Origin of the sequence: Aquabacterium sp. (assembly GCF_041909175.1) — a bacterium.
Lineage (GTDB): Bacteria > Pseudomonadota > Gammaproteobacteria > Burkholderiales > Burkholderiaceae_C > Aquabacterium.
In genome coordinates, this window is the sequence record NZ_JAYRDZ010000005.1 from 303,660 (window position 1) to 325,382 (window position 21,723).

21 protein-coding genes are annotated in these 21,723 nt (G+C 60.7%); 11 read left to right on the top strand and 10 right to left on the bottom strand.

The features are described 5' to 3' along the window. Genes ACE3PH_RS09825 through ACE3PH_RS09850 form a run of 6 tightly spaced genes read right to left on the bottom strand, consistent with a single transcriptional unit; the run spans position 1 to position 6,825 of the window. Complete coding sequence (locus ACE3PH_RS09825; protein ID WP_374318362.1) at positions 1 to 480, bottom strand: type IV pilin protein; 480 nt, start codon at positions 478 to 480, stop codon at positions 1 to 3. After that, positions 477 to 4,208, bottom strand: coding sequence for a pilus assembly protein (locus ACE3PH_RS09830; RefSeq protein ID WP_374318364.1), 3,732 nt, complete (start codon positions 4,206 to 4,208; stop codon positions 477 to 479). The genes ACE3PH_RS09825 and ACE3PH_RS09830 overlap by 4 nt, the downstream gene beginning before the upstream one ends. Before the next feature lie 24 nt (positions 4,209 to 4,232). Next, a complete protein-coding gene (locus ACE3PH_RS09835; RefSeq protein ID WP_374318366.1) occupies positions 4,233 to 4,772 on the bottom strand; it encodes a PilX N-terminal domain-containing pilus assembly protein in 540 nt (179 codons plus the stop codon). Between the two features lie 18 nt (positions 4,773 to 4,790). Continuing rightward, positions 4,791 to 5,690, bottom strand: coding sequence for a PilW family protein (locus tag ACE3PH_RS09840; protein WP_374318368.1), 900 nt, complete (start codon positions 5,688 to 5,690; stop codon positions 4,791 to 4,793). Then, entirely contained in the window at positions 5,687 to 6,232 is a 546-nt protein-coding gene (pilV, locus tag ACE3PH_RS09845) for a type IV pilus modification protein PilV (RefSeq protein ID WP_374318370.1), read from the bottom strand. Before pilV ends, ACE3PH_RS09840 begins: the two co-directional genes overlap by 4 nt. A gap of 2 nt (positions 6,233 to 6,234) precedes the next feature. Further along, complete coding sequence (locus ACE3PH_RS09850; RefSeq protein ID WP_374318372.1) at positions 6,235 to 6,825, bottom strand: GspH/FimT family pseudopilin; 591 nt, start codon at positions 6,823 to 6,825, stop codon at positions 6,235 to 6,237. A gap of 102 nt (positions 6,826 to 6,927) precedes the next feature. Here ACE3PH_RS09850 and ribD point away from each other — a divergent pair, with 102 nt between their 5' ends. From ribD to ACE3PH_RS09885, 7 genes are all read left to right on the top strand, one after another. Then, on the top strand, positions 6,928 to 8,073 hold the full coding sequence (ribD, locus tag ACE3PH_RS09855) for a bifunctional diaminohydroxyphosphoribosylaminopyrimidine deaminase/5-amino-6-(5-phosphoribosylamino)uracil reductase RibD (protein WP_374318374.1): 1,146 nt from the start codon (positions 6,928 to 6,930) through the stop codon (positions 8,071 to 8,073). A 24-nt stretch (positions 8,074 to 8,097) separates the two neighbouring features. Next, entirely contained in the window at positions 8,098 to 8,733 is a 636-nt protein-coding gene (locus tag ACE3PH_RS09860) for a riboflavin synthase (protein ID WP_374318376.1), read from the top strand. 81 nt (positions 8,734 to 8,814) lie between these two features. Beyond that, positions 8,815 to 9,924, top strand: coding sequence for a bifunctional 3,4-dihydroxy-2-butanone-4-phosphate synthase/GTP cyclohydrolase II (ribBA, locus tag ACE3PH_RS09865; RefSeq protein ID WP_374318378.1), 1,110 nt, complete (start codon positions 8,815 to 8,817; stop codon positions 9,922 to 9,924). Positions 9,925 to 9,978: 54 nt separating this feature from the next. Next, positions 9,979 to 10,443 (top strand): 6,7-dimethyl-8-ribityllumazine synthase, encoded by a 465-nt coding sequence (gene ribH / locus ACE3PH_RS09870; RefSeq protein ID WP_374318380.1) that lies wholly within the window; start codon positions 9,979 to 9,981, stop codon positions 10,441 to 10,443. Between the two features lie 29 nt (positions 10,444 to 10,472). Continuing rightward, positions 10,473 to 10,985, top strand: a complete 513-nt coding sequence (nusB, locus tag ACE3PH_RS09875) for a transcription antitermination factor NusB (protein ID WP_374318442.1) — start codon at positions 10,473 to 10,475, stop codon at positions 10,983 to 10,985. A 29-nt stretch (positions 10,986 to 11,014) separates the two neighbouring features. Next, positions 11,015 to 12,553, top strand: a complete 1,539-nt coding sequence (locus ACE3PH_RS09880) for a serine/threonine-protein kinase (RefSeq protein WP_374318383.1) — start codon at positions 11,015 to 11,017, stop codon at positions 12,551 to 12,553. A gap of 15 nt (positions 12,554 to 12,568) precedes the next feature. After that, positions 12,569 to 13,033: a TssQ family T6SS-associated lipoprotein gene (locus ACE3PH_RS09885; protein ID WP_374318385.1), complete on the top strand. Its 465-nt coding sequence runs from the start codon at positions 12,569 to 12,571 to the stop codon at positions 13,031 to 13,033. Here ACE3PH_RS09885 and ACE3PH_RS09890 read toward each other — a convergent pair. Continuing rightward, positions 13,023 to 14,594 (bottom strand): exopolyphosphatase, encoded by a 1,572-nt coding sequence (locus ACE3PH_RS09890; protein ID WP_374318387.1) that lies wholly within the window; start codon positions 14,592 to 14,594, stop codon positions 13,023 to 13,025. The two genes, ACE3PH_RS09885 and ACE3PH_RS09890, sit on opposite strands and share 11 nt — an antisense overlap. Before the next feature lie 85 nt (positions 14,595 to 14,679). On the opposite strand from ACE3PH_RS09890, the gene ACE3PH_RS09895 reads away from it, so the two are divergent. Next, the gene (locus ACE3PH_RS09895) at positions 14,680 to 15,516 is read left to right on the top strand and encodes a ZIP family metal transporter (RefSeq protein ID WP_374318389.1); all 837 of its coding nucleotides are present in this window, start codon (positions 14,680 to 14,682) and stop codon (positions 15,514 to 15,516) included. Here the strand turns inward: ACE3PH_RS09895 and ACE3PH_RS09900 are convergent. Together ACE3PH_RS09900 and ACE3PH_RS09905 are read right to left on the bottom strand one after the other, a co-directional pair. Further along, entirely contained in the window at positions 15,510 to 16,448 is a 939-nt protein-coding gene (locus ACE3PH_RS09900) for a DMT family transporter (protein WP_374318390.1), read from the bottom strand. The genes ACE3PH_RS09895 and ACE3PH_RS09900 overlap by 7 nt on opposite strands. A 49-nt stretch (positions 16,449 to 16,497) precedes the next feature. Further along, positions 16,498 to 17,622: an aromatic ring-hydroxylating dioxygenase subunit alpha gene (locus ACE3PH_RS09905; protein ID WP_374318392.1), complete on the bottom strand. Its 1,125-nt coding sequence runs from the start codon at positions 17,620 to 17,622 to the stop codon at positions 16,498 to 16,500. A gap of 357 nt (positions 17,623 to 17,979) precedes the next feature. On the opposite strand from ACE3PH_RS09905, the gene ACE3PH_RS09910 reads away from it, so the two are divergent. Genes ACE3PH_RS09910 through dxs form a run of 3 tightly spaced genes read left to right on the top strand, consistent with a single transcriptional unit; the run spans position 17,980 to position 21,132 of the window. Beyond that, the gene (locus ACE3PH_RS09910; protein WP_374318394.1) at positions 17,980 to 18,231 is read left to right on the top strand and encodes an exodeoxyribonuclease VII small subunit; all 252 of its coding nucleotides are present in this window, start codon (positions 17,980 to 17,982) and stop codon (positions 18,229 to 18,231) included. After that, a complete protein-coding gene (locus ACE3PH_RS09915) occupies positions 18,228 to 19,157 on the top strand; it encodes a polyprenyl synthetase family protein (RefSeq protein WP_374318396.1) in 930 nt (309 codons plus the stop codon). Before ACE3PH_RS09910 ends, ACE3PH_RS09915 begins: the two co-directional genes overlap by 4 nt. Positions 19,158 to 19,194: 37 nt before the next feature. Beyond that, positions 19,195 to 21,132 carry a 1-deoxy-D-xylulose-5-phosphate synthase gene (gene dxs / locus ACE3PH_RS09920; RefSeq protein WP_374318398.1) on the top strand — a complete coding sequence of 646 codons (1,938 nt, stop codon included), beginning with the start codon at positions 19,195 to 19,197 and terminating at the stop codon, positions 21,130 to 21,132. Between the two features lie 9 nt (positions 21,133 to 21,141). Here the strand turns inward: dxs and ACE3PH_RS09925 are convergent, their stop codons facing one another. Then, the gene (locus ACE3PH_RS09925) at positions 21,142 to 21,654 is read right to left on the bottom strand and encodes a hemerythrin domain-containing protein (RefSeq protein ID WP_374318401.1); all 513 of its coding nucleotides are present in this window, start codon (positions 21,652 to 21,654) and stop codon (positions 21,142 to 21,144) included. Between the last annotated feature and the right edge of the window lie 69 nt (positions 21,655 to 21,723).

Sequence of the window (21,723 nt, forward strand, 5' to 3'; positions counted from 1 at the left end):
TTATTTCCAGCACTTGTCGACGGTGGCGCCTGTGCCTGTTACGCCTCGCACGTTCGTGTGGGTCAAGGTGAAGTTGCCACACATGTCACCGGCCATCAGTCCCCCCGAAACAGGCGTGGCATTGACCGTGTAGCCCGTGGCCGACGAGTTGGTCACGGTGATGTTGTAGACGGCCGTGCCTTGACTGGGCGACTGGTTCAGTGGGCTGGGCAGGGTCACATTCGGCGTCGTGGCATCTCCCGTCGAATAGGTGTTGTGCCCTGCGTAATAGCGCTGCATGTACTGGGCCGCTTCAAGAAGCGCCTTTTGAGCGTCTGATCGACGCCCCCGCGCAATGTAGGATGTGTAGCTAGGGTAGGCAATGGCACCCAGGATGCCGATGATGGCTACCGTGATCATCAGTTCGATCAGGGTGAACCCAGCGACGCGCTTCATTGGCTTCATATTGAATGAGGTCAGCATGGTTTGCACTTTCATCATGGATGGGGCGGGCTCATGAGCTGGCGCCACACACGGCTAGAGATGTCCTTGCCGTAGTTCGGCAACTGGCCGGGCTGCTGGCCCGTGGTGTTTTGCAAGCTCACGGTTGTTTTGCCATTCACGGTCTTGGTCAGGATGGTATCCCCGCCGTCCGCATTGGTTTTGTAGATGCCGGCGGTCATGTCATTCGTGTCCACATCTCCGTCGCCGTCTGTGTCCAGCACGGGTGACTTGTACTGCTCACCCGACAAGGCTGGCAGCAGCATGTTGTAGCCGACGCCCAACGCGTTCTCGCACAGCGCTGCAGCCTGAGCCGGAACCATCGTGCTGATCAGCACAAAGTCTCGGACGATGATAGGCGGATAGACCGAACGTTGGCCGCTGGCAATGGTGAGGTCAACATACCACCCCAGATCGGTGCTGTAGTCCACGTCCGTGCCGGTGATGTTGTAGTACGACGATGAGGTTGTCGATGCGATGGTTCGCTTGACCAGCTTGGTGTCGCGCGTCGTGGTCAGGCCCTTGAAAACAGAGTCACCCGTGGTGGTAGCCTTGTCCCACAAACCATAGACACTCTGCGTTGAGGTCGTGTCGTTGTCACCTTCATCGAACAGCTTGCCTGTACCGACGATGACAAAGTTGCCGCCGTTGGGATGAGTCAACACGGCCGGTGCTGCCGTAATGGGTTGGATGGTTCCAGCGCTGTCTTTGGTGGTGTAGAGCGGTTCGCCGTTCAAGCCAACGGATATGGTTGATGTGGTGCCGCTGGTTGTGACATCGAAACGCCACACATTGCCCTTCAGGTCACCAGCATAGATGGCGGTGATCTGCTGGTTCGCATTCTTGACCAGGCGCACGCCACCCAGACCATTGTCCTTGGCGGTAGGGCTATCTGCCACCACAGCAGAAACGCTGCCTGTCCACATGTCGATCACCAGCAGGGCTGCTTTGCCATTGGTGCTGTACGCGCCATTGCCAACAATCGTGACCCAGGATCCATTAGGCAGCACACCCACTTGCGGCGCACTGAATATGTAGCCCATGTCACTGTTGTCGGCGCTGGTCTTTTCCCAGAGGATGGACGAGGTGCCCATGGAGGTGGGATCGGTCACATTCAAGGCGAAGATGCCCTTTCCACCGGCGCCCAGGGTTCCAACCAGCACGTTTCTCCAGGCATCGTTGGTGGATCCTGCCGTGTCGTAATAGGCATCAGCCTCGGTCAGTGGCCCGTCCACATAGAAGTGGTGGTAGTTGCCTGAGCTGCCGTAGTCCTTTTGGGCCAGGATGTTCAGGTTGCCCAGCACGGCACGAGGCACGTAAGCGAAGACTTCTTGCCCACGAACCACCCCGGTTGCGGTGTAGTCGGCAAAGGCATGCAGCATGCCGCCGTTGCCACCCACAATCAGCACAGGGTTGCGTGCAGCTTTGGTGGTCACGAATGCCGCGTAAGTATCCTGCCCAGGTGTGCCTGAAGGGAGGTTCTGATAACCGAGGTCGGTGTTGCCCTTGATCAATACCGGGTTGGAGTTAATGAAGTCAGGCAGTTTGCCTTGGCGTTTGCGGAAGAGTCCCAGTACCTGCGAGGTGTCTTCGTTGGTGGTGTCGCCACGGATGTAGTTGACGAACTGCTCCCCGGTGGCACCGGTAGGCAACGTGGGCGTGATCGTGTCCTGATTGGCTGTTCCGATCGTGTCCCACGTGAAGTTGACGCCGCTGGTGCCATCCCAGGTGATGATGTTGCGGCTGGCTGCGCCTGGCATCTTGTCGTTGGCGCTCCAGATGGGCGTGCTGCCGGCAACGCCGCTTGCGTTGAGCGTGAAGGCCTTGATGTCGCCTGTCCAGCGCGTGGTGGTGTACTCCGGAATGTATTTGACGTTATTGGCGGTCAGTGTCGGGCTGGCCGCAGCGATGCCGCCTTCTTTCAGGCCCGAGCGGTCTGCTGCGCGGTTGAGTGCGGTGGTCAGCGCGTCGGTCAACTCCTTGGAGTTCTTGGCACTGAAGTACTGACCTCTGGTATTGACGGCGGCGTGCAGCAGGTCGTCAATGCGCCGTTTATCTGTGCCGCCAACGCTATTAACCGTAACGGCGTCGGTAGACGCACTGGTGCCCCACCAGAAACGCGTTCCGTTTGTAAGTTGGGTTATCGCTGTGTCTAGAGAGTCCGGGGCGATATTACCCTCGATCCCTAGGCCGATTGGGAATTGAACCAGATGCTGCCAGAACGCTGGATCTTCATCTGGCGTGTCATTGCCGTAGGGCACGTTGTTGGCAATGCCTGTTTGCAGGTCATTTTTCCAGTAGTACATGGCAACATCTGCCAGCGAGTTGGAGGTGCCATCGCTGTAAGGGGCGGCTGCAGTATAGGTATAGGTGCGATTACCCGCGCCGTTCGTGATGGTCGATCCGTTGGTGCCATCCTCGTTTGCGGCGTAGCTGGTGCCAGTGTCGTTATAGTAACCGTCGGTAATCAGCAGGTTATAAGACCGACGGCAGCTAAGTTGTTCACCTGTCGCGCTTTTGCTGGCCGGGTCGGTACGCCACGGACTACCACCATCGGTACGCTGGAAATATTTCCCAACCGCGTCCAGCGCAGATCGCAGGGGTGTCCCCAGAGCCAGTGCGGGCTTGGTTGTGTAATCACTGTCGGTCGTATTCTTATCGCTGTTGTAGCTTCTAATCCATGAGACGAGTTCGGTTTTCCTGCTGTCGCTGAGGTCTCGCATACCTGATAGCACAATGGTGTTGGACTGGCCATCCACACTTGTAGCTGTTTTGGCATGGATAGTCGCCCAGCCGGTGCGAATGGTATTTCCTAACTGCAGGAAAGATTCTGGGATGGCGGATTGAACTATATGCAGGCGTGTTCGGTGATATACAAACCAATTGGCATAGTTTTGTCTTTCTTCGGCCTGTGTGCAGGTGGTGCCTAAACAGTCTGTTCTGTTTGGGTATTTTTGAAAAGAGCTAATCGAAGTACTGTCTTGTTTCATGCTATTTATGTCGTACATAATATAGCTGCCGGCGGCGTTTGGGTCAGCGGTGCTGTTTTTTAGTCTGAAATAAATGGCCGGATTAAAGTTTTTTGAGCTGATTGAGCAATTTAACGACCCTCCCGCTACGGTTGGGCCCTGGGAGCACCAAAGTGCAGAGGTGCTTGTTGTCGAAGCAGTCAGGTCCGCATAATTTGCGGGGGTGTCTGTTGTTTTGTCTGGGTCAAACCAAGCTTTTTGAGGTTTCGCGTTGTTGTAGCGGACCTCGACTTGCCCTGTTTTGCTCGCAAGCCAGGGTTGGTAACGAATCTCTGGGTTGTAGTAAATTTTGTTGACGTCGGGTGATCGTATCTGACGCTGGAAAACGTTAGTAGTGTTGGTTGGGTCTGATAAAAAAACCCCTCCGTCGCCACCGACCTTGGAGTTGCCGTTGTAATAGCGGGTGTCTTTTGGATGTAATATCGGGTTGACATTTCCGGGGAAATTGACGGTTGCTCCGTTGATTGTGAATGCTCCTTCCGGCAAGAAGGGGGCAATCATCGACCATGAGGTGTCGAGCGTGAGCATCACGTTCGGGTTGGGTTGCCCCCCTTCGCGTGTGATCAGTGGCTTCTGGGCTGGTGCGGTGGCTGTCCAGCCATAGGGCAGCAGTTGCACTTGCAGGCCCATGAGTACAGCCGCCGTGACGCCCCAGCGGGTGAGGTGTGATGGGCGACGGCGTGTTGAATAATTTGACATGGCAGTTTCTCCTGTCCTGTCGGCTCAAATGGATTGCAGGGACACAAATGACTGGAACCAGACCACGGAGCCTGTCGCTGTACTACCGTCTGTAGCAGCTGAAAAGTCCGGGCTGAACCCGCGTGCTGTGATGATCACGATGTTGGCGTTGACCGCGCTGTATTCCGCCAAGCACTGTGGGCGTGTGGCGGGGGTGAAGGCGCTGTCCGTTGATTGCATGTAGCTGGCGGGCACGGTAGTGGCCTTGACTCCCGTGGTGCCGAACCAGTTGGAGAAAGTGGTCCAAGCGGCCGAGCCGCTCGTTGGCGCTGCATAGATGGTGATCGCGGGGGTGTCTTTGACGATCTCTTCTTCGCAGTAACGCAGGCCGATTTGCGCAGCCTGTTTTGCCAGGTTTTCGATGCGGGCGTTGTTGCTGATCATGTCAGCACTCATGGCGCCTCGCATGGCTGCGGCTGACACGAGGCCGATGACAACCAGCATGATGAGCACCACGACCAGCACAACGCCTTGTTCGTGCCGGTGCGGAAGGACAGGTCGTTTTGATGAAGTCAAGAAACGCATGGTGTGTATGACGGGCGGTCAAATTCTGTTCTGCAGCGTCACGGTCGTCGTGAACGCGCGATACAAGCGTTTGTCGGCAGGAGTGGTAGCGGTGCCTGCGCAGTTGTAGTAACTGGCTGCCGAATCAAGTATTTGGTCTTCGCTGCGTACGACGATACATATACGGACAGATGTCACTTGCCCCCACTTTGCTGCTGTGGTGGGTGCGACTGAGGCCGTGTCGATGATGTCCGTGGCGCTCATATAGCGTTTGGCAACCCCTCCTGTGACGGTGGTGCTGCCAACAGTGGTGGTATCAGCGACGCCATAGGTGATTTGCATGTCCACCACGTTATCGACTAAGGGCTGCGATGTGGTGTTGCCATTGCCTAGGCACGACAGCGTGTTGTTGCTCACGAAAAATCGATTTTCAGCCAAATAGTAACCACCAGAAGCAGTCAACCCAGAACCCAGGCAATCAGTCGGTGCCCCCGAAGATGTTGCTACCGTGTTACTGGTATCTGCCTCGTAGAGGGTGACGATGGAGTCTGCTGCGGCTCCACCATTGCAGACCATGCTGGCTAGTCCTCCGTTGGCGGTGGCTGCGGTGGGGCCACCATCGCAGCCAAATATGGCGATGCCTGTATAGTTCTTTGTGAGCAGACCGTCCGAGTTGATGCCGGTCGGATTGCTGTAGCCTGCCATGGCAACTTGGCTACGAAGTAGGGACAAGGCAATGCTGGCGTCTTCGGTCATTTGTGATAATGCCGTGCTGCCTTTGCTGGCAAAGCCGGAGCTGACATACATGGCCAAGCCGGCTCCGACGACCACTAGGCCGACAACCATGGACACCAGCATCTCGACGAGTGAAATCCCCGACTGGGTGCTGCTTCGCGTCAGTAGGCCAGAACGTGCGTTGCGATTTGCTTGTCGTTTCATAGGGCTACCCGGAAGTACATGCAACGCACTGTCCCGCTTGCCGCATAGTCGGTTGGGCAGGAGTCGGCAGTTAGATCAACTGCTGCTGCAGGGTCAGTCCAAACGATCCAGATATCAACCTGGTTGCTGACGGCGCGGACATACGCTGTACCCTGAGGCAGATGGCGATACAGCTGTTTTTTCCATTCTGCGAGGTCATACGCGGCCATCTGTGCATAGGTGCAAGTGATGGTCTTGCCTTCACAACTGGTGGAGGCATCGGTTGGCATGCTGGTTGGCGCTGAGTAGGTGCCTGTGATGTTGTACGCACTCATGGCTTGCCCCTCCGGATGATTGGCTCGCATGCGGTCGGCCAAGTCATTAGCTAGCAGCGTGGCCAGTGAGCGCATTTCACTGGTTTTTCCGTATTGAACAGCGTTGGCCTGCATGGCGGCCATAGCGAGAATGCCCAAGGCCATCAGCAGGATGGAGACCAGCACTTCAATGAGCGTCGCGCCGACCTGCTGATGTCGATGTTGGGGTTGACGTGTATCGGTCATCATGTTCAGGAACAGGTTCCTTCTTCGATCTTGACCCGACCAGAAATGGCCAGCTTGACGCAACGATTAAGTTTCGCGGCATCTGCTGCAGTGCCACTGAGGTTGGGCTTTGATCTGAAGCTGGCGTTATCGCCAATAGCGAGGCCATTGGGTGCAAAAGTTATGGCTGGTTTACTGCTGGAGAGCGTCAGTCCGCCACTGTTGGTGAACGCAGCTTGGACAGCCAGCAGCGTTTCTCCACTGTCAAAAGCTTTGGCGTTCGTGCCGGTGTCAACAAAGACCAGCCAGCCACTAGACCAGTCGGTACTGGTCGTTGCGCAGGTTTTGGTAGCACCTTCCGGGTTAGCTGAGTTGCAGATGGTGACCTTCTGACCCCGCTTGATAGCTTCTGATCTGGCGACACGCAACGCGTGTGCGAGTGATTCGGCCTGAACGACGGCCGTGCGCTTTACCAAGAATATTTGTAACTGTGGTGCGCCAATCGCCAGCAAGACGACTAGGACAACCATGGTCATCAGCAGTTCAATCAATGTGAATCCACCTTGACTGATTTGGCGACGGAGTAACGGATAACTGTTCATGCTGGAATTTTGCATGGGGGACCTTCGTAGGTGCCATTGGTATGCGACGAGCGGTCTGATTGACCCGACAAGCGGTCGCCATGTATCAAAATGGTGTCCAAATCGTTGTGATTCATCATGCAAGTTGACGTCATTCACCTTTCATCTGCCTTGGAGTTGGCTCATCGCGCGGTTGGCTTGTCAGACCCCAACCCCAGGGTCGGGTGTGTGCTGGTGGCCCCTGACGGTCAGATCCTTGCCCAGGGACACACACAAGAAGCGGGCGGCCCGCATGCCGAGGTCATGGCCTTGCGCGATGCCACCTCGCACCATGTGCCCACCCAGGGCTGCACCGCTTATGTGACCCTGGAGCCCTGTTCCCATTTCGGGCGCACGCCGCCGTGCGCAGATGCCTTGGTGGCGGCCGGTGTGGCGCGGGTGGTCGTGGCCATGGCGGACCCCAATCCCCTGGTGGCAGGGCAGGGTGTGGCCCGTTTGCGTGCTGCAGGCGTATCAGTGGACGTGTTGTCCACCGACGATCCGGTTGCTGTGGCGGCCAAAGAGCTGAATATCGGGTTCCTGTCACGGGTGGTGCGACACCGGCCGTGGGTTCGCGTGAAGATGGCCGCGTCGCTGGATGGCCGCACGGCGCTCGACAATGGCGAGAGCCAATGGATCACCGGTGCTGCGGCCAGGGCCGATGGCCATGCGTGGCGTGCGCGCGCCACGGCCGTGATGACGGGCATCGGAACGGTGCTCGATGATGACCCGGGTCTGGATGTGCGCGAGGTCAGCGTGGCGCGCCAGCCCTGGTGTGTCGTGCTGGATTCCCGCTGGCGGACGCCAGCCTCGGCCAAACTGCTGCGTCAAGCTGAACGCAAGGTCCTCATATACGGTGTCGCGCCAGCTGAAGGCGATGCGGCGGCATCGGCCCGCATGTCGGCCTTGAAGGCGGCGGGTGCAGAGCTCGTGCCGGTCGCCGCACAGGCGTCTGGCCAGGTGGATCTGGCGCAGGTTTTGTCAGACCTGGCGCGCAAGGGCGTCAATGAGCTGCATGTCGAGGCCGGTGCGCGGCTGAATGCGGCTCTGATCCAGGGCAACTGGGTTGACGAGGGGCTGGTGTACCTTGCGCCCAAGTTGATCGGCCCTGGGCGAGGCATGGCTGCCTTGCCGCCACTGGCCCAACTGTCCGACGCGCCCACCTGGGTATTTCACGAGGTCTGCCAGATCGGGCAGGATGTGCGGATCATCGCGCGCCCTGCCGGGCGGGCTGATTTTTGTTGATTTTTTGCAATCTGGAAACAAGACATGTTCACCGGCATCATCACTGGCACTGGCCAGATCCTCGAATCGCAACCCCTGGGTGAAGGCGCGGGCCATGGGCGCCGCCTCACGATCCAGTCTCCTGCGGGCTATCTGGACGATGTGGGCCTGGGTGACAGCATTGCCATCAATGGCGCCTGCATGACCGTGACCAGTTTTGACGTGCCCGCTGGCCGTTTCACGATCGATGTGTCGGCCGAAAGCCTTGCGCGCACGGCAGGGTTGGATGGGCTGGGCAAGGTGAATCTGGAAAAGGCACTGCGTTCGCATGACCGTCTGGGTGGTCACATCGTGACGGGGCACGTGGACGGCGTGGGTCAGGTGCGTCGTTTCGAGCCGGTCGGTGAGTCCTGGGAGTTGTGCATTGTGGCGCCGCAATCGCTGGCTCGCTTCCTGGCCTACAAGGGGTCGATCACGGTCAATGGGGTCAGCCTGACGGTCAACAAGGTGGTTGATCTCGACAAGGGCGAGGCCGAGTTCAGCATCAACCTGATTCCCCACACCATCGAGAACACGGCGTTGGGCCAGTTGAAGGCGGGTTCACCGGTCAACCTCGAAGTGGATCTGATCGCGCGTTATGTCGAGCGGATGCTGTCGTCCAACGGTGAATTGCCGGCCTGATCCCGCGGAAAAGTCACAGGTGAGGGCGGGGCTCGTGGGTGTTTTCCCGCGACACCCTGGCGCGCCCTCTACAATGGCGGGATGCCCATCTCACCCATTCCCGAACTGATTGCCGAACTCGCTGCTGGTCGCATGGTCATCCTGGTGGATGAAGAAGACCGCGAAAACGAGGGTGATCTCGTTCTGGCGTCTGACCATGTCACGCCAGAAGCCATCAATTTCATGGCCAAGTTCGGCCGTGGTCTGATCTGCCTGACGCTGACGCGCGAACATTGCGAGCGCTTGCAATTGCCGCCCATGGCCACGCGCAACGGCACCAAGCATGGCACGGCTTTCACCGTGTCCATCGAGGCCGCTGAAGGTGTGACCACCGGGATTTCTGCCGCTGACCGTGCCCGCACCGTGCAGGCCGCGGTCGCGCGCCACGCCAAACCGGCAGATCTGGTTCAGCCTGGGCACATTTTCCCGCTGCAAGCGCAAGATGGTGGCGTGCTGATGCGTGCTGGTCACACCGAAGCGGGTTGTGATCTGGCCGGCATGGCGGGTCTGACCCCCAGTGCCGTGATCTGCGAGATCATGAAAGACGATGGCACCATGGCCCGTCTGCCGGATCTGGAAGTGTTTGCGCAGGAACATGGCCTGAAGATCGGCACCATCGCTGATCTGATCGAATACCGCAGTCGCAACGAGACGCTCATCCAGCGTCTGGGTTCGCGCGAGATGCAGACGCCCGAAGGGGCATTCAACTCCACCGTCTTCCGCGACCGAACCGGGGCGCTGCACCTGGCTCTGACACTGGGTGAATGGGGCCCGACTGACGAGGTTCTGGTGCGTGTGCACGAACCGCTGTCCGTGCTGGATTGGCTGGATTCCGGGGCGCGCAGCCACTCGTGGGCCTTGCCCAAGGCGCTGGCCACTGTGCGCGAAACGGGCCGCGGTGCCATCGTGCTGCTCAATGTGGGCGATGAGCCGGACCGCCTGATGGACCGCCTGCTGCCCCAGGCCCAGGAGGTCGCACCGCGTCCGCCCGTTGACTTGCGGACGTACGGTGTGGGTGCACAGATCCTGCGCACCTTGGGCATCAACCGCATGCGCCTGATGGGCAACCAGCTGCGCATGCCCAGCATGATGGGCTATGCCCTGGAAGTGACCGGCTTCCTGACGGCTGATGGGCAATCTCTCCCGCGCTGAGAGCGGGGGTGCTCTTTATTTCAAATCACTTCGTTCTTTTGAGGATCATTGAACATGCAAGGCGCTGACAAAGGGCAATCTGCCCGACTAGACGGACGCGATCTCCGCGTCGGAATCGTCCAGGCTCGCTTCAATCATGAACTGACCAGCCGGATGGCTGAGTTGTGCATTGAAGAGCTCCTGACCCTGGGGGTGGAGCGCAAGCACATCGAGCATGTGACCGTGCCCGGGGCGCTGGAAGTCCCTGTGGCCTTGCAAGGCATGGCTGACAGCGAGCGTTACGACGCCTTGGTGGCGCTGGGTTGCATCATCCGCGGAGAAACCTACCATTTCGAGTTGGTATCCAATGAAAGTGGAGCGGGTGTGACGCGCGTCAGTCTCGATCACCACATTCCGGTGGCTAATGCGATTTTGACGGTTGAAAACCAGGCTCAAGCTGATGCCCGTGTCGAAGAAAAGAGCCGCGAAGCCGCCCGTGTCGCCGTGGAAATGGCCAACCTGCTGGATGATCTGCTGTGAGCAAGTTGCCTGAATCCCCCAAAGCCGATGTGGAGTCGGGTGCTGCTGTTCCTGCTGAGAAACCTGCCCGCAAGGGCGCTCCTGCGCATGGTCGTGACCGCGCGAAGTCGGCACGGCGTCGTGCCCGCGAGTTGGCGCTGCAAGGTTTGTACGAGTGGCAACTCAATACCCGGGATGCCGGTGAGGTCGATGCGCATATCCGTGAAATGGAAGATTTCGCCAAAGCGGATCGCGCTCATTACGATGCACTGTTGCATGGATGCATCGCACAGGGTGCGGTGCTGGACGCCGAACTGGTGAAGTTCCTGGATCGGCCGGTGGGTGAGTTGTCTCCCGTTGAACATGCGGTGTTGTGGATCGGCGCTTACGAATTGGCACATTGTTTTGATGTGCCCTATAAAGTTGCCATCAATGAGGCCGTAGAGTTGGCGAAAAGTTTCGGTGGCACAGACGGTCACAAATATGTGAACGGCGTGCTGGATCATCTGGCTCCAGGCTTCAGGCCTGACGAAGTAAAGGCTGCGCGCGCCGGCTCGCGTTGAGGGGCGCCAGCGGAGAGTGGACTGCTAACGTGTCGATTTCCGATCCGAATCATGCTGTGACCCGACCGATGGAAGATGAGGTCGAGCTGGCGGCTGCCGACGATCCGGATACCGTCGCGTTGACAAGGCCTTTGCCAGAGTCCGATCGGATCGACCCTGCCAAGCTGCGTCCCGATCAGTTGCCCAGCATCGGGCACATTGGTCGGTATGCGCTGAAGTACAAGATTGGTGAGGGTGGCCTGGGAACGGTGTACGCCGCCCACGATCCGCTGCTGTCCCGGCTGATCGCCATCAAGACATTGAATGTGGACCTCCCCGAAGAGGACCGCGAACAGTTCAATGCGCTCTTCCTGAACGAGGCGAAGGCCGCCGGCAGCCTGAACCATCCGCACATCGTGACGATGTACGACGCGGGCACCAGTGCCCACGGTACCTATATCGCCATGGAGATGTTGCGCGGCAAGGACCTGCGGCAGTTGTTGGCCCAGGGCTGGCGCCCGACGCCGGCGCAGGCGGCACTCATCGTGCGTCGCGTGGCGGATGCCTTGTCCTATGCCCACCACAAGGGCGTGATTCACCGTGACATCAAGCCCGCCAACATTTTCATGGTGGGCCGCACCCAACCCCGCGTGCTTGATTTCGGCATTGCGCGCATTCGCCGTGCCGAATCCCTGAACCGCGATGACGAGCAGAGCCGGTTCCAGGAAATGATCGGTGGTTCGCCCTACTACATGGCGCCGGAGCAGGTGCAGTGTTTGCCCGTCGACCGACGGGTGGATGTGTACGCCCTTGGTGTCGTGCTGTATGAGTTGCTGACTGGCAACCGGGCCTTTTCAGGTGACAACCTGGAAGACATCGCTGATGCGGTGCTGCGTCGTGACGTGCCTTTGGCGAGCGAGGTCAACCCGGAAGTACCCAAGGCGCTGGCCGAGATTGCAGCCAGAGCCATGGCGCGCGATGTGGAGCAGCGGACGCGTTCTGCGCGTGTGCTGTCCAAGGAGTTGCGCGAATGGCTGCTGGAGCAGGACGAGATGGCCTTGGCCAGTTCTGGTGGCCTGTGGCGCAAGGGGTTGGTGGCCGCAGCAGGGCTGGGTGTGGTCGCCGTGATGGCGGGTGGTTGGTGGGCTTGGCAAGGTCGCCAGTCCACGCCAGCCGTGGCGGTGGCGGCATCGTCTGTCGATGTGCCGGTGGTGGCTCAGCCAGCCAAGGCCGATGTCCCTGCGGCCAGTGCTGTCGAGGTGCCGACTGTGGTGGCGACGGCCAGTGCGGAAGCCGCAGCAGCCAGCGCTGTGGCGGCTGCTGCCTCGGCACAACTTGCTGCTTCCGATGTGACCGCAGCGGCCGAGCAGGCAGCACCCGTCGCCATGGGCGTGGTCAGGCTGGCCATCACGCCTTGGGGTGAGGTCTATGAGGGCAAGCGCTCTCTGGGTGTGACGCCACCGATGACGCAACTCAGTCTGCCCGAGGGGCAGCATACGCTGACGATCCGCAACGGGGATGCCCCCGCCTGGCGCAAGACCATCGTGGTCAAGGCAGGCAAGGCCGTCCGCGTAGAACACCACTTCTGACGAGAGAGTTTCCCCATGATCCTGAACCGTCTGCTGCCTGTCATGGGCCTGCTGGCTGGTTTGCTGGCCGGTTGCGTGGCACCGCCTGTAACCCATCCCGGTGCTGCTGGTGAGAAAGCGCCGGGCACCCCGGCTGCGGCTGCTGTCACGCCGCCGCCAGCACCTGTTGCGGCACCGCTGTCGCCAGCTGAAGTCGCCTTGAATGCAGGGCTGAAGGCCTATCAGGACGGGCAGTATCCGCAAGCGGAGCAGCACCTCAAGAATGCCTTGCAGGCGGGCTTGCCGGCTGCCGGTGACCAAGCCAATGTGCACAAGCACCTGGCCTTCATTTACTGCACGAGCAAGCGGGTGTCGATGTGCCGGGCCGAGTTCAAGGCCGCGCGTGCGGCAGACCCTCGCTTTGAGCTGACCAAGGCAGAAGCAGGGCACCCAATGTGGGGCCCCGTTTACCGCAAGGCCTTGCCTCCGCTCAAGCCTTGATTTCCTGAATGCTCAGTGGGCGTGCACTTTGCTGCGCCCAACGCGCTGCTTCCTCTTCCAGCAGGTGCATGGTCCGGGGGTGAAGTTTGGCCCAGGGGGCCGGCACGCTCAGTACCGTCTTGCCTCGGCTGGATGACAGGGTGGCCAATCGGGTGGGCAAGGGCGTGCGCGCATGGTGGAGGATGATGGACAGGCGCAGGCACAGTACCTGGTCCATCAGGCTGGGGTCATCCTGATGGGTGGCCAGTTTGCCGAGGTCGCCGCGCTGCCCCAGAACCAGGGTCGACAGCTTGCGCAACTGAGATTGCGAGAAGCCCGATGCATCGACATGACCCAGCAGGTAGGCGCTGTGGCGATGGTGGTCGTGGTGCGACACCATCATGCCCATTTCGTGGAGGGCGCTGGCCCAGCCAAGCTCACGTGCTGGCTCTGACGTCACCGTTGCATCTCCCTGGCGACTGGACGCCTTGAGGCCGCTCCACAGCTCCAATGCGCGCTGGCGGACACGGTCTGCGTGGGCGGTGTCAACGTGAAAGCGCGCTTGCAATTCCCGCACGGAGGTGTCGCGCTGATCGTGATGGCGGTGGCTGCGTGCGGATTCGATGCGCTCTTCCAGGTCGAAAATGACGCCCTGACGCAGTGCACCCTTGGCTGGCTTCAGCGATTCGATGTCGAAATGCATGGCCAGGGTATAGAGAATGGACAGGCCGCCACCCAGCACGGCTTTGCGGTCTGGTTTCAGGCCAGGCAATTCGAGTGCATCCACCGATCCGGCCCGAATGCACTGCTCGATGCACCAGCGCAGCCCCTCGGGGGTGATGCTGCCATCGGTGATGCCATTGGCTTGCAGGATCTGGGCAACGGCACCCACTGTGCCGGAGGAGCCAAGGGCTTCCTGCCAGTTGCAGCTGGCAAAGGGTGTCAAGGCTTCTTCCAGTTCGGCGCCGGCTGCAATCTGGGCGGCCCGGAAGGCTTCAGCCGTGAATTGTCCGTCTCCAAAGTGGCGCAGCGACAAGCTGACGCTGCCCACGCCGAATGATTCGGTGGTCGTGGAGGTGCGGCGGTGCCCGAGGATCATCTCGGTGGAGCGCCCGCCGATATCGATGACCAGCCGAGGCAGATCGCTCGGTTGCAGTCGGGCTACGCCCTGGTAGATCAGCCGCGCTTCTTCGCGGCCGGAGATCACTTCAATCTGGTGCCCCAGCACCTGATTGGCGCGCGCGAGAAAGGCGTTGCGGTTTTTGGCTTCACGCAGGGTCTGGGTGGCCACGGCACGAACCTGCCAGGATGCAAAGCCTTTGAGCCGCTGGGCAAAACGCGACAGGCAGGTCAGGCCGCGCTGTGTGGCTTCTTCGGTCAGCATGCCTTCGCTGTCGAGGCCGGCACCCAGGCGCACGGTTTCCTTGAGATAGTCCACCCGCTTGTAGCGGCCCTTGCTCAGCTCGGCAATTTCAAGCCGGAAGCTGTTGGAGCCCATGTCGATGGCGGCGAGGAGTTCGGGGTGACGGCTGCCCTGCAGGTTCAGGGGGGCGGCGGGCTTGTCAGCGGTACGTGCATTCATAGCCGTGATTGTCCGCCTTTTGGGTGACGGTTCGCGCATGACTCTTGCTCAAGCTCAAGCTTGACAGCGTTGCTAAGATCAAAAGATGACCTTGTTCTATATCGTTTTGGCCACTTTGCTGGGTGGTGTTGCGTCGGTCGTGTTGGCAGCAGCCTTGTCCGCACCCTTGCTCGGCTTGATCGTCCGTCATCTGGTTAGCCTGTCTACCGGTGTGCTGTTGGGCACGGCCCTGCTGCATGTGCTGCCCGAGGCGTTTGAGTCGCATGGGGCCTCACCCGCCAGCCTGTTCCTGACACTGCTGGTCGGCCTGATGTTTTTCTTCCTGCTGGAAAAGGCCGAGCTGTATCGACATGGTCACCACCATGAGCACGATGACCATCATCATCATCCTGGTTATGACGCAGATCAGGCCGGGCGGGGTGGCTGGAGTGTGCTGGTCGGCGACAGCATCCACAATTTCTGCGATGGCGTGTTGATCGCAGCCTCCTTCCTGGCCGACCCGCAGGTAGGGCTGGTGACCTCGCTGGCCATCATCGCCCACGAGATTCCGCAGGAGGTGGGCGATTACATCGTGCTGATCAATGCGGGTTTCTCACGCACACGCGCCCTGGTCTACAACGCGATCTCGGGGCTTTCTGCCGTGGTGGGGGGCGTGCTGGGCTATGTGCTGATCACACCGTGGCAGGCGTACCTGCCTTACATGATGGTGATTGCGGCCAGCAGCTTTGTCTATGTGGCTGTGGCTGACCTCATCCCCCAACTGCAAAAGCGCCTCAGTTGGCGGGACACAGTGATCCAGTTGTTCTGGCTGGCTGTAGGGTTGGTGATGATTGCTTCGATCGTCAGCTTCATCGAAGACGACCATGGCCATGGTGGCGAGTCGGGACATGAGCCCGCCACCCAGCAGGCTCCGGCTCACTGAGGCACGGTTCGGGGCTGGTCGTCCGCCGGCTTGGCGGGGGCGGGTGTGGCCGACTTCAGGCGCGTGGATGCCATCCCTGAAGCGATGATGAGTGCCATGCCGAGCAGGCCGTCCCAGTGCAGGTTTTCTTCAAACAGCAAGGTGCCGAGCAAGCCTGCATGCACGATGCCCAGGTACTGCAGGTTGGCCACGACCAGGGTATTGCCCTGGCCATAGGCACGGGTCATCAGCAGTTGGGCGATGGTCGCAAACGTGCCTACACCCAGCAGGGCCAGCCAGGCGTGCATGGGGATGTGGGCGAGGTCGGTGGGGTTGCCTTGCCCGGGAATCAGCCAGGTCAGTGCACCCAGAGCAGCGCCCATCAGCGAGAAGTAGAACACCACCCGTACTTCAGGTTCGCCAGCCTTGCCCAGTGCCGTGACCTGCAGGTAGGCCGTGGCAGACAGCATGCCTGATGCGAGCCCGATCAGGCCTGCGCCGATCTGGTCTTTGGCCAAGGTGGGGTGCAGGACCAGGGCCACGCCCGCGAACCCCACGGCAATGGCCAGCACGATGCGGGGATCGACCCGCTTTCCACCCAGAAACGCCGACTGCATCAGCAGGAATACGGCCATCCACACGGAGGACATGTAGTTGAGCGTGACCGACGTGGCCAGGGGCAACTGGCTCAGCGCGTAAAACCACATCGACAGCGCCGTGACGCCAGCCAACCCGCGCTTGACATGCAGCATCGGGACCTTGGTGTGCAAGGGAGTGCCAGCGGCGCGGGCGATCAGGATCATGATGATGGCGCCCACGGCACCGCGGGCCGATACCACGGCGGCCGTGCCGAAGTCGCGGGAAGCGAACTTGACGCAGACCCCCATGGCAGCAAACAGCACGGTGGCCAGCACCATCTGCAGATAAGGGGAGACGCGTGGCTTCATGATCATGAAAAAGCCGCCCGAAGGCGGCTTCGATGGAACTTCAACGGAAATGGTATCAGTCCTTGAAGTTCATGGTTCGGCGGTACCACTCGTGGAAGTGCTGCATGCCGTCTTCCATCGGGCTCTGGTACGGGCCTACTTCGTTTTCACCACGCATCATCAGGGCCTTGCGGCCAGCGTCCATGCGTTCGCCGATCTCGTCGTCCTCGATGCAGGTTTCCATGTAGGCCGCGCGTTGGGCTTCGATGAATTCACGCTCGAAGGCCACAATCTCTTCAGGGTAGTAGAACTCCACCGTGTTGAGGGTTTTCTGCGGCCCGATGGGGTGCATGTTCGACACCACCAGCACGTGCGGATACCACTCGACCATCATGGTCGGGTAGTAGGTCAGCCAGACGGCGCCCTGGCTGGGCTTTTCACCGCCACGGTACTTCAGCAGCACTTCGCGCCACTTCTTGTAGATGTCGGAGCCCGGCTTGTCGAAGGTCGAGGCGACACCCACCGTTTGCACGGAGTATTCCTGAGCCATGTCCCAGCGCAGGTCGTCACAGGTGACGAAATTGCCCAGGCCGGGGTGGAAGGGCCCTACATGGTAGTCCTCGAGGTACACCTCGATGAACGTCTTCCAGTTGTAGTTGCACTCGTGCATTTCGACGTGGTCGAGCACGTAACCGGAGAAGTCCAGGTCGCCACCCGGTTTGAAACGGGCGTCGATGCCGGCCAGATCGGCGGCAATGTCGCGGCCGTTGTCCTCGAACAGCATGCCGTTCCAGTTCCGAACCTTGTAGTTGTTGAGGTTCAGGCAGGGGTCATGGTCGAAGTGCGGGGCACCGATCAGTTCACCCTGATGGCTGTAGGTCCAGCGGTGCAGTGGGCAGACGATGTTGTGCTTCGTGTTGCCACGGCCCTTGAGCATGATGGCCTGACGGTGGCGGCAGACGTTGGAGAGCAGTTGGATGCCCTGGGGCGTGCGTACGAGCACCCGGCCTTCGTTTTCCTGAGGCAGTGCGTAGTAATCGCCTACCTCGGGCACGCTCACGGCATGTCCAAGGTAGCGAGGACCGGACTGAAAGATGCGTTCTTGCTCCTCCTTGTACAGAGACTCGTCAAAGTAGACGGAAACAGGCAGCTGCGTGCGGCTGCGGTGAAGAGCATTGAGCGCAGGACTCAGGTCAGACATGATCCCCAGGATCTCCAAAAACCAATGTCAACCCCCTCGGTGTTCAAAATGAATGGTCACCGAGGTTCAGGAAATCCCCGGAAACAGTGCCGGGGGGCCAAAGATACCCCATTCGCCTGAATGGAAGATGTCAGACGTGGTGTGCCGCCCAAGCAGGTGGCCGTGAAATGGGGAACCTGGGATTCTACCCCCGACCGTAGTCAAGGGGTTGAGACCCGTCAATCCGGTCCCCTTTTCGCATGTCGGATTTCGGTCGGTTTGACGCCCGGTTTGTATAAGGCAGAGATGGCCGAGTGGCAGGGGAGGAAATAGAATACGCGTTTGCCCTTTGACCTGCCCCAGGAGGCTGTTTCGCCCATGGCCAAATCATCGCCATCCACACCCGCCAAGGATGAGGCTCCTTTGCCGGCTACTTTCGAAGCCGCTCAGGCTGAACTCGAGCAGCTGGTCAGCCGCATGGAGTCCGGACAATTGCCGCTGGATGAGTTGCTGAGCAGTTACCAGCGCGGCGCGCAGTTGCTGCAGTTCTGCCGTGGCCGCCTGGAAGCGGTGGAAGCCCAGGTCAAGGTGTTGGAAGACGGGCAGATCAAGCCCTGGGATGGTGCATGAATTCAGAGTTTTTCGGGCGCTGGTCTGCTGGCGTTCTTGATCGGGTCGAGCAGGCGCTGGATGCCTGGGTGCCGGCCAATGCGCCGGCAGGGCTGGGCGATGCCATGCGCTATGCGGTGCTGGACGGTGGCAAGCGCCTGCGTGCCCTGCTGGTACAAGCTGCCGCCGAGGCCGTGGATGCATCCGCCTCGACGGGCGGTGTGGATGCCGCGATGCGGGCGGCCTGCGCGGTCGAGCTCATCCATGCTTATTCGCTGGTGCATGACGACATGCCCTGCATGGACAACGACGTGCTGCGTCGTGGCAAGCCGACTGTCCATATCCGTTTTGGTGAGGCGCAAGCCATGCTGGCCGGTGATGCCATGCAGGCCTTGGCCTTCGAAGTGCTGACCCCGGATGGTGTGGTGGGCTCCGAACAAGTCGAGCCCGGCGTACAGGCTCGGCTGTGTCGTTTGCTGGCGCGCGCGTCGGGCCAGTCGGGCATGGCTGGTGGCCAGGCCATCGATCTGGCCAGTGTCGGTCAGTCACTGGACGAGCAGACCTTGCGGGACATGCACCATCGCAAAACCGGTGCCTTGCTGCGCGCCAGTGTGCAGATGGGGGCCGCCTGTGGTGGCGTGCAGGACAGCAGCCCGGTATGGGCAGCATTGACTGCCTATGGCGAGGCCATGGGTTTGGCCTTCCAGGTGGTTGATGACATCCTGGATGCCACGCAACCGTCGGACACCCTGGGCAAGACCGCCGGCAAGGATGCCGATGCGAACAAGCCGACCTATGTGTCCCTGCTGGGGCTGGAACAGGCCCGCAGCGAAGCGGATGCCCTGTTGGCGCAGGCCCTGGAAGCGCTGGCCGGCAGTGGTTTGCCGGCAGCGCGTTGCCAGCCGCTGGTGGCCCTGGCCCATCGCATCGTCAACCGCGATCATTGAATATCTTCAGACAAGAGGCCCCTGAGAGGACGCAGCCATGACTTACCCCTTGTTGAATCGGATCGACACCCCGGCCGACCTGCGCCGCCTGTCGCGTCACGAGCTCAAGCAACTGGCAGTGGAGCTGCGTGAGTACCTGCTGCAGAGCGTGGCCCGCACGGGTGGGCACCTGTCGTCGAACCTGGGCACGGTCGAGCTCACCATTGCCTTGCACTATGTGTTCAACACCCCCGAAGACCGGCTGGTCTGGGATGTGGGGCATCAGACCTATCCGCACAAGATTCTGACGGGGCGGCGCGACCGCATGCCGAGCTTGCGTCAGCTGGGTGGGCTGAGTGGTTTTCCCCGTCGCGACGAAAGCGAATACGACACCTTTGGCACGGCGCACTCCTCAACCTCGATCTCGGCCGCGCTGGGCATGGCGCTGGCCTCGCAACTGCGGGGCGAGTCACGCAAGGCGGTCGCCATCATCGGTGATGGGGCGATGACGGCTGGCATGGTCTTCGAAGCCATGAACAACGGGGGCGTGCCCCACCACGGCAAGCAGGCCGATTTGCTGGTGGTGCTCAACGACAACGACATGTCGATTTCACCGCCTGTGGGGGCACTTAATCGACACCTCGCACGGTTGATGTCTGGGCGTTTCTATGCAGCAGCCCGCGAGGGTGCCAAACAGGTGTTGCGCAACGCACCGCCTTTGTTCGAGCTGGCCAAGCGCCTGGAAGAACACGCCAAGGGCATGATCGTGCCAGCCACGATCTTCGAGGAGTTCGGTTTCAATTACGTGGGCCCCATCGACGGGCATGATCTGGACTCGCTGATCCCGACCTTGGAAAACATGCGGGATCGAGGTGGTCCGCAGTTCCTGCACGTGGTCACCAAGAAGGGCTATGGCTACAAGCTGGCCGAGGCGGACCCGATTGCCTACCACGGGCCAGGCAAGTTTGACCCGGCCGTGGGGCTGGTGAAGGCGCCAGCAGCGGTCCCGCCCAAGCCGACATTCACCCAGGTGTTCGGCCAGTGGTTGTGTGACATGGCTGCCCATGACGCGCGTCTGGTGGGCATCACCCCTGCCATGCGCGAGGGCTCTGGCATGGTCGAGTTCCACCAGAAGTACCCCGGTCGGTATTTCGACGTCGGAATCGCCGAGCAGCACGCCGTTACCTTCGCAGGTGGGCTGGCGTGCGAGGGTTTGAAGCCGGTGGTGGCGATCTATTCGACCTTCCTGCAGCGCGGCTATGACCAACTGGTGCATGACGTGGCGCTGCAGAACCTGCCGGTGGTGTTTGCGCTGGACCGTGCCGGTCTGGTGGGGGCCGATGGCGCCACGCATGCCGGGGCATATGACATTGCCTTCGTTCGCTGCATCCCGAACATGAGCATGCTGACCCCGGCTGATGAGAACGAGTGCCGTCAGGCCCTGAGTGCCGCTTTTGCGCAGCAGCACCCAGTTTGTGTGCGCTACCCGCGTGGTGCTGGTGCGGGGGTGGCGGTCGACCCCAGCCTCGAGCCCATGCCCTGGGGCAAGGGCGAAGTACGTCGACACACCCAGGCTGCTGCGGGCGCCCGTGTGGCCATCCTGGCTTTCGGTACGGTGTTGCATGCCGCGCTGGTGGCCGGCGACAAGCTCGATGCGACGGTTGTCAACATGCGGTTCGTCAAGCCGCTGGACACCGAACTGCTGCTGGAGGTGGCGCGTACCCACGACGCCATTGTCACGATCGAAGAGGGCTGCCGCATGGGTGGGGCGGGTTCTGCCGTGGCCGAGGCCTTGCTGGATGCCGGCGTCAGTGTGCCGGTGGCCATCATGGGCTTGCCGGACCAGTTCGTTGAACATGGCGATCCCGTCAAGCTGATGAGCCTCTGTGGCCTGGACGCTGCCGGTATCGAGCAGACGGTGCGGACCCGTTGGCCGCACATGCGGGCATCGACTGAAGACATGCCCGCTTCGAATGTCACCCCGCTAAGGGGGTGAAGGGCGGACTCAGGCCGCCGCAGGGGTCTCGCAGTTGCTGCTGGCGTCTTTGCTGGCGCTGTCCGAGCAGGCACCACCACAGCCACTGATGGCTTGTTGGGGCAGCGCGTCCGGTGAGAGCACCTGACCGCTTTCCGGGTCATAGCCGACCGAGCGCAGGTGCAGGGCGAGAGAAGCATCCATCGACTGGGCATGGTTGCTGAACCAGGGTGCCAGCTCGATCACCATTTGCTGCATCGGCTCCAGATCACCTGCGCGGGCACGGGTCAGGCCTTCACGCAGCACCTTGAGCACGACCGCGTGCTGGGTGGCGTGGCAGTTGCCAGACGCAAAGCCGGTTTCGGCCATCCAGCGGTCCTCGCGACCAAAGTGATCGTCGGTGTGGTCGATCAGGGCTTCGAAGAGGGCGATGTCGGTCGGGGCCGCCTCACAGGCTGCCAGCAGATCGACAAATTCGCGGTGGGTGTCGTCCATCAGCGGCAGGTCAAGTGCCAGCGCATCGGACCATTCAAGGCGTGCCATGTGCTCAGTCTCCTAGGGGAGACCGAAGGCTACGCGCCCCCGGCCGGCTTGTCGTTGCGCTAGCGCAAG